Below are 8150 nucleotides of genomic sequence, written 5' to 3'. Positions count from 1 at the left end.
CTGAGCCATGATCAAACTCTTCAATTAAAAAGCTTGATGCTCAAAGAATGTTTACTGTCGTTTGATTTCCGAAGAAACCAAATTACCTATTAGTTCATATATATATGAATTAACGTGTTAGTCACTCTTCAAGACTTAAAATCAAATATTTTTTTGATAGTGTCCTGTGAGTGCCCACACAGATTGTCTGATAAATTGTTAAAGAGCGGTGCGACTTAATCTTTCGATTATCGACTTTAGGTCATTGTCGCGAGGTGTCGTATACTACGTTTTTTATTTAGAAAGTCAAGCGATTATTTTCAACTATTTTCTTTCTTCACCTCTGTTATCACGGTGCTTCGAGGTTTTCTTCGAGCCGGTTTGTCGTGACAACGGATGCGCATTATAGGGAGCTCCCAAAATCTCGCAAGTGTTTTTTTTACATATTTATTTCGTTCGCGCTTTTTTTAGCCAAATATGACTTAATAGCGTAAATTACTACTGTTTTTTGACTATTTCAGCAGCAATAATTGATTTACTCACGTAACATATCATTGATTAGTATCTGTATGAGATGAATTATGGAATTGAGCAAGCAACAAAATGCCTCACAAAAAAACCTCTCTTTTATTATTGCGCAGAGTCTTGGACAGCTCATATTAAAAGGCACCTACTTATCTGACTCTATTCTTCCCAGCGAATTAGAATTATCAAAGCAATTTAATGCCAGCCGAACCGCCATAAGAGAAGCCATTAAAACATTAGCTGCAAAAGGCATGGTTTTAGCTCGCCCTCGAATTGGTACACGAGTCATGCCCGCATCAAATTGGAACTTCCTTGACCAAGACTTATTAAATTGGTGGATTAACAGCGAAGAAAAATCCGTGGTGATTAAACACTTTCAAGTTGTTCGCCTCGCCATTGAGCCCCAAGCTTGCTATTTCGCTGCACTGAATGCCACTGAAGAGCAAAAACAGTCTCTACAATTACTATCAAATGAAATGGTAACCTTAGAAAAAGAGTTCGATAGGCCTCACTGGATAAAAGTTGATTTTCGCTTTCATCTCACTATCTATCGGGCGTGCTGTAATCCTTTTTTAATTTCGTTCGCGAATCTTTTTAGGTCGGTGTATCAGCTTTATTTTGATGCAATAACAGAAAATGATGCGATTGAAGTGGAACTTCATCAACAACTTGCCGATGCTATTATTAATGGCAATAGCCGTGAAGCTTACGATCTCTGCTATACCTTATTAACGACAATGAACAAATAAGCTAACAGAACGAATTCGCTCACCAAATTTATCGATAGGTAACGGATGTTTAAAACTGCTAAAAATATGTCGGGTTTGCCATGGATTGCCGCGATGGCTTTCTTTATGCAAGCGTTAGATGCCACGATATTGAATACGGCACTGCCCGATATCGCCAAAAGTTTGCATCACTCCCCATTAGCGATGCAATCTGCCGTAGTGAGCTATACCCTAACAGTTGCACTGTTAATTCCGGTGAGTGGTTGGTTTGCCGATAGATTTGGCACTCGACGTATCTTTATCATTGCGGTTTCTCTGTTTTCTTTAGGGTCATTACTCTGCGCGCTTTCCCCTTCATTAACTGTGCTGGTTATTTCTCGCGTTATCCAAGGAATTGGCGGGGCAATGATGATGCCAGTAGCGCGGCTCGCATTAATTCGGGCGTATCCGCGCAGTGAACTTCTGCCTATTTTGAATTTTGTCACCATCCCTGGGTTAGTCGGCCCCATCTTAGGGCCTCTGTTGGGTGGTATTCTCGTCACCTATGCCACATGGCATTGGATATTCATTATTAATATCCCTATTGGTGTACTTGGGATTGTGTATGCCTTAAGGCATATGCCTGATTTTAAAATGCCAAAGCGTAAGTTTGATACCCTTGGCTTTCTTTTATTTGGCTTTGGCTTGGTCATGCTCTCAGTCAGTCTGGATCTGTTCGGCGATAAATCACTGTCTAACTATATTCCTTTGGCTATTGTTCTGGGCGGTTTTCTTTGTCTTCTTCTTTATATACTTCACGCAAGGCGCATTAAGCACGCCATTATTCCGCTCAACTTATTTAAGACGAGAACCTTTTCCATCGGTATTAGCGGTAACATCGCCACGCGATTAGGTACGGGAAGTATTCCATTCTTAATGCCATTAATGCTGCAAGTAGGATTTGGTTATGAAGCCGTTGTCGCGGGAATGATGATGGCTCCGATGGCCATTGGCTCGATTACGGCAAAGTCCGCAGTCACAAGAATTCTAACCCGATTTGGATACCGTAATACGCTATTTACTGTCACGGTAATTATTGGGTTGATGGTCTCGCAGTTTTCGCTGCAATCTCCAGATATGTCAATTTACCTGCTTATCGTTCCGTTGTTTGTTTTAGGGATGGTGATGTCCACCCAGTTCACTGCTATGAATACCATTTGCCTAGCGGATTTAACGGATAATAATGCTAGCGCCGGCAACAGTATGCTAGCCGTGACTCAGCAACTTTCGATTAGCTTTGGGATCGCGGTGAGCGCCACCATTTTGAGCTTTTTTGATAACCAGCCAAACAGTAATGTCGTGGATAACTTCCATTACACCTTTATTACTATCGGCGCTATCACGTTACTTTCTGCCTTTGTGTTTCTATTACTCAGTAAAACCGATGGCGATAATTTAATTAAAGGCAAAGGCAAAAAATCTGAGAAAACGCAGAATTAGCGTTTCCTCACTGATTGGCGTTCCACGAGTTTTGGTGTTAAGACTAAAACAGATGGTTCTGCATCTGGGTTATCCATTCGATAAATAAGCTGGTTAACCGCTTGCTGACCAAGTTCATCCTTTGGCTGATGAACTGTGGTGAGTGGTGGGATCATGTAAGAAGAGAGTGCAATATCGTCATAACCAATAATGGAAATGTCGTCAGGCACTTTCATGCCTTTTTGGTAAATAGCTTGGTAGGCACCGACCGCCATTGCATCATTCCCCGCAAAAATAGCATCAGGGGGATTCGGTAGTGCCAAGAGTTTATTCATCGAATCAAAACCACCTGAAAACTCAAAATCACTAAAGATAATATATTCGTCATGGATATTGAGGGATGCGGCCTTCATGGCTTGAAGGAAACCTTGATAACGCGCTTGTGCGGGAGATTTATCTTGAGGGCCAGCAATACAGGCAATTCGAGTAAAGCCCGCATCAATTAAATGACGCGTGGCAATTTCACCGCCGAGGAACGAGTTATCCTGAATAATATCTCCGGCTGATTCAAACGGAGACCAGTCCATCATCACCGTAGGAACAGATGGATAGCGGGAAAATACGGCTTTGGATGGGCCTTGCGCTTCCGTGCACATAATAAGAAGCCCATCGACGCGTTTTTGCAAAAGGGTCTCTAAGCTATGATCCATCCGCTTAAAATCCCCTTCGGTGTTGCACAGGATCAAACTGTAACCCAATTCGTAGCAACTACGTTCTACACCACGTACGACTTCCGCATAAAACGGGTTGTTACTGGCGGTTAGTAACATTCCGATGGTATTGGTGCGGTTCATCTTCAAACTTCTCGCTAAGGCCGATGGCGCATAGTTGAGATGTTCGATGGCACTTTTTACCCGTGAAGTGACGCTTTCGCTAACATAGCGATTTTGGTTGATAACATGGGATACGGTGGATGTTGACACGCCAGCAAGGCGAGCAACATCTTTCATTGTTGCCACAAATTAATCCTATTGAAGAAGAAACTGGTCTATTTCATTACGCCATGGAACAGAAGGTTGTGCACCGGGACGCGTCACTGCAATTGCGGCAGCCGCATGGGCAAAGACAATCGCATCTTCATCGGATTGACCTTCAAGTAGCGCAGTTACATACGCCCCATTGAATGTATCACCTGCTGCAATGGTGTCCACCGCTTTCACTTTAAAGCCTGGAATTATTTTGCCTTGCTTACCAGATTCACTGTACCAAACCCCTCTGGCACCCAATGTAATCATCACTTTATTAATGCCTTTTTGATGCAGTGCTTGTGCCGCTTTTTGTGCGCCTTCTTCATCATTAACAGCGATACCCGTTAAATGCTCCGCTTCCGTTTCATTCGGCGTGATCACATCCACCAGCGACAGTAGCGAATCTGGCAACGCTTGCGCAGGCGCTGGGTTTAAAATCACTTGAGTTTGGTGTTTACGCGCGATCTCAGCGGCCATTTGAACAGTTTCAATCGGGGATTCAAGCTGCATCAATAAAGCATCAGCATCGATAATTTTTTGCTGATATGCGGCCAGTCGTTCTGTAGAAAGATGACCATTGGCTCCCGCGTTGATCCCAATAATATTTTCGCCTTGCCCGTTCACATAAATGAGTGCAACACCCGTTGTTTCACCGGCAACTGAATCAATACAATCAATCTTAATCGTATCTTTTTGCAGTTGTTTTTTGATGCTGACGCCTACATCGTCATCACCGACACAAGCAATAAATGTGATATCAACGCCACTACGACCTGCAGCTACCGCTTGGTTGGCACCTTTGCCACCGAAAGCAACTTGGTAACTATCACCTCTTACTGTTTCGCCTGGCTGGGGAAACTGCTGCACATTCAGAATGTGGTCAACGTTGATACTACCTAAAACAACCAGTTTAGCTGCTGCCATCACATTTATGTCCTTTTGCTACGCAATTAAATAAACCGCCGCTAAGTTTCACGGCGATTTATCAATCTTCTTGTTTTATCAAGGATTATTACTTTATATAGAATTATTGTTTTACCACGAGTTCTAATTCAACAGGAACTGTTGCTTCGACTTTCTCGCCTTTTAATACTTTATCTGCGATCTGCACTCCAACAATACCAATTTGATCTGGACGTTGAGCAATCGTCGCGCCTAACTTTCCACCTTGAACTGCTTTGATACCGTCATTTGTACCATCAAAACCAACCACCAAAACGTCATCACGACCGGCAGTTTGTAATGCTCTTAACGCACCTAAAGCCATTTCATCATTTTGTGCAAAAACAGCCTGAACAGTAGGGTGTGCAGTCAATAAGTTTTGCATCACGTTCAAGCCTTTAGTTCTGTCGAAATCCGCAGGCTGGCTCGCTAATACGTTGAATTTATGCTCTTTCGCACCCGTATTGAAACCTTCACCACGTTCACGAGCTGCCGACGTTCCAGAAATCCCTTCTAATTGAATAACTTTGGCGTCATTGCCCGTTTTCTTGGCGATAAAGTCTGCCGCCATTTTTCCGCCCATGCGGTTATCAGAGGCAACATGGCTCACCACTTCACCTTTGTTAGCGGCGCGGTCTAGGGTGATCACGGGGATTTTCGCTTTGTTAGCCATCAAGATAGAGTTACCCACTGCGTCAGAGTCAGTTGGGTTGATCAGCATTAATTTGGTGCCACGTACCGTTAAATCTTGGACGTTCGCTAACTCTTTCGCTGGGTTATCTTGAGAATCTAAAACAATCAGTTCATAGCCCAGTTTGTCCGCTTCTTTTTGTGCCGCATCTTTCATGGTCACAAAGAATGGGTTGTTCAAGGTTGAAATAACCAGCGCGATGCTCTCTTTGGCCATCGCGTTCACACTGACGGTTGCTGTTAGTGCAAAAGCGGTAAATAAAGTCGCTAATTTGTTCAGTTTCATAAGAAAATTCCTGTCATTATCGGGTAGGGGTCAGAATCACTATTTTTTGTTATCAACAAGTACAGCTAATAAAATCACAACGGCTTTTACGATCATTTGGTAGTTCGACGAAATACCTAATAAGTTCAAACCATTGTTTAAGAAACCTAAGATCAGCGCACCAATCAGCGTACCAACAATGCGCCCTTTACCACCAGCAAGGCTTGTGCCACCCAGTACCACCGCAGCAATCGCATCCAGTTCATAACCGTTACCCGCCATTGGCTGAGCTGAAGATAAACGTGCCACTTCAATCACACTCGCCAGCGCTGCTAATAAACCACACAGGGAGTAAACGATAATTTTAATTTTATCGACATTAATACCGGATAAGCGGGTCGCTGATTCATTTCCGCCTAACGCATAGATATAACGACCTAAGCGGGTGTGGTGCAGCATGTACCATGCCGCAGCAAAGACAATTACCATTAACCATACTGGGGTAGGAATACCTAGCGGGCGACCAATACCAAACCAACCAAATAAATCGGCGTTATCGCTAAAACCCGTATTGATTGGGCTGCCATCGGTATAAACACGGGTTACACCACGTAGTAATAGCATCATGACTAACGTTGCGATAAAGGCTTGGACTTTACCTTTTGCGACAATCACCCCTGTGCATGCACCAATGGCAGCACCGAGCGCTAATGCACCCGCGACAGCAACAAAGGCATTCACATCAGCGCCGACCATCGATGCGGCTACAGCACCAGTTAATGCCAATAGAGATCCCACAGACAAATCAATGCCTGAAGTCAGAATCACTAACGTCATTCCCACTGCCATAATCGCGTTCACAGAAGTCTGTTGCAGGATATTAAACAGGTTATTGACCGTAAAAAAGTTAGGACTTAGGGTTGAAACAATCGCAATTAAGACTAATAGGGCGATTAAGGATTTTTGCTCCATTAGCCATGCTTTGCTGAAGTAGCGTTTTGATGGTGCGGTTGTTGAACTCATGCTGTTAACTCCTGAACTGAGCCGTAATTTTTACCGACTGCGGCCGCCATTAAGGCTTCCTGCGTTGCTTCTTTGGCAGAGAATTCGCCGCTGATATGCCCTTCATGCATAACCAAAATGCGATCGCTCATCCCAATCACTTCAGGCATTTCTGAAGATACAAGGATGATACTCAGCCCTTCTTTTTTAAATTGGTTGATTAGTTGGTAAATCTCTTTTTTTGCCCCAACGTCGACACCACGGGTTGGCTCATCAAGGATAAGCACTTTCGGTCGAGTCATTAATCCACGGGCAATAGCCACTTTTTGCTGGTTACCACCAGATAAGTTGCCAATAATTTGGTCCATGGATGGGGTTTTAATATTAAATAAGCGGATAAAATCCCCCACGGTCATTTGCTCTTCGCCATGTTTTAATGTGCCACCAAAGTGGCTGAAGTAACCTAATGCCGTTAAGGACATATTTTCTTTTACTGACATCCCCAGTACTAAACCATCGCGCTTACGGTCTTCCGAAATATAAACGATGCCGTTATTCAAACCATCTTGTGGGGTTTTTAAGGTGACGTTTTTGCCTTCTAGCTGGATATTGCCGGATTTTTTCGGTGCTGCGCCGTAGATGATTTTCATCAACTCTGTACGTCCTGCGCCCATCAAACCTGAAACACCTAAAATTTCACCGCTTTTTAGCGTGAAACTGGCATTGGTGACACCGGGACCAGAAACATTTTCAACTTGAAGACGAATATCACCAACAGGCACATCGACTCGCGGATATTGGTCTTCCAGCTTACGTCCGACCATCATCTCAATCAGTTTTTCTTCTTCTAATTCACTGACGGGCTTTTCACCAATAAACTGACCGTCACGAAAAACGGTCACGTCGTCGCAAATTTCGAAAATTTCTTTTAAACGGTGAGAGATATACACAATCCCGCAGCCTTGGGATTTTAAATCTTCAATCACGCGAAAGAGTGAGGCGGTTTCGGTATCGGTAAGTGCATCCGTCGGTTCATCCATAATGATGATTTGAGACTGAAAGCTGAGAACTTTGGCAATTTCCACCATTTGTTGTTCACCGATGGATAATTCGGCGATAGTTTGGTGGCTATCGTAATCAAGGTTTAATCGTTGGAGCAGTTTGTCTGACTCGCTGAACATTTTTTTCCAGTCGATTTTGCCGAACTTGTTTACAAACTCGCGACCTAAAAAGATATTTTCAGCAATGGTTAATTCTGGAATTAAGTTTAGCTCTTGGTGAATGATCCCGATCCCCGCTTCTTGGGAACTCTTTGGACCATTAAATGCCACGTCTTTACCAAGGTAACGGATCGCTCCCGCATCTTTATTGTAAATCCCCGTGAGCACTTTCATCATGGTGGATTTACCGGCACCATTTTCTCCCACTAGCGCCATCACTCTACCTGGGTAGACTTTTAGAGCGGCTCCAGAGAGTGCTTTTACTCCGGGGAAAGCTTTATCAATGCCGATTAGTTCTAATAAAGGTTGCATA

At 43.6% G+C, this 8150-nt stretch carries 7 protein-coding genes; 2 read left to right on the top strand and 5 right to left on the bottom strand.

Features of this window, described 5'->3' with window-relative positions; genetic code table 11:
• Positions 1 to 560 precede the first annotated feature (560 nt).
• Together GKR48_RS10755 and mdtD are read left to right on the top strand one after the other, a co-directional pair.
• Complete coding sequence (locus tag GKR48_RS10755; RefSeq protein WP_154628084.1) at positions 561 to 1253, top strand: FadR/GntR family transcriptional regulator; 693 nt, start codon at positions 561 to 563, stop codon at positions 1251 to 1253.
• Between the two features lie 45 nt (positions 1254 to 1298).
• A complete protein-coding gene (mdtD, locus tag GKR48_RS10750) occupies positions 1299 to 2711 on the top strand; it encodes a multidrug transporter subunit MdtD (protein ID WP_154628083.1) in 1413 nt (470 codons plus the stop codon).
• Here mdtD and rbsR read toward each other — a convergent pair.
• From rbsR to rbsA, 5 genes are all read right to left on the bottom strand, one after another.
• Entirely contained in the window at positions 2708 to 3709 is a 1002-nt protein-coding gene (gene rbsR / locus GKR48_RS10745; RefSeq protein ID WP_442959367.1) for a ribose operon transcriptional repressor RbsR, read from the bottom strand. The genes mdtD and rbsR overlap by 4 nt on opposite strands.
• 9 nt (positions 3710 to 3718) lie before the next feature.
• Positions 3719 to 4642, bottom strand: coding sequence for a ribokinase (gene rbsK / locus GKR48_RS10740; protein ID WP_154628082.1), 924 nt, complete (start codon positions 4640 to 4642; stop codon positions 3719 to 3721).
• Between the two features lie 103 nt (positions 4643 to 4745).
• The gene (gene rbsB / locus GKR48_RS10735; RefSeq protein WP_132496970.1) at positions 4746 to 5636 is read right to left on the bottom strand and encodes a ribose ABC transporter substrate-binding protein RbsB; all 891 of its coding nucleotides are present in this window, start codon (positions 5634 to 5636) and stop codon (positions 4746 to 4748) included.
• Positions 5637 to 5675: 39 nt separating this feature from the next.
• A complete protein-coding gene (gene rbsC, locus GKR48_RS10730) occupies positions 5676 to 6638 on the bottom strand; it encodes a ribose ABC transporter permease (protein ID WP_154603245.1) in 963 nt (320 codons plus the stop codon).
• A complete protein-coding gene (rbsA, locus tag GKR48_RS10725) occupies positions 6635 to 8149 on the bottom strand; it encodes a ribose ABC transporter ATP-binding protein RbsA (protein ID WP_154628081.1) in 1515 nt (504 codons plus the stop codon). Before rbsA ends, rbsC begins: the two co-directional genes overlap by 4 nt.
• Position 8150 lies beyond the last annotated feature (1 nt).

The sequence above is a fragment of the Providencia sp. wls1943 genome (assembly GCF_009706275.1).
In the GTDB taxonomy this organism is placed as follows: domain Bacteria; phylum Pseudomonadota; class Gammaproteobacteria; order Enterobacterales; family Enterobacteriaceae; genus Providencia; species Providencia zhijiangensis.
Note: the sequence above shows the minus strand (reverse complement) of the source record. Positions and strands in the feature narration are given on the sequence as shown.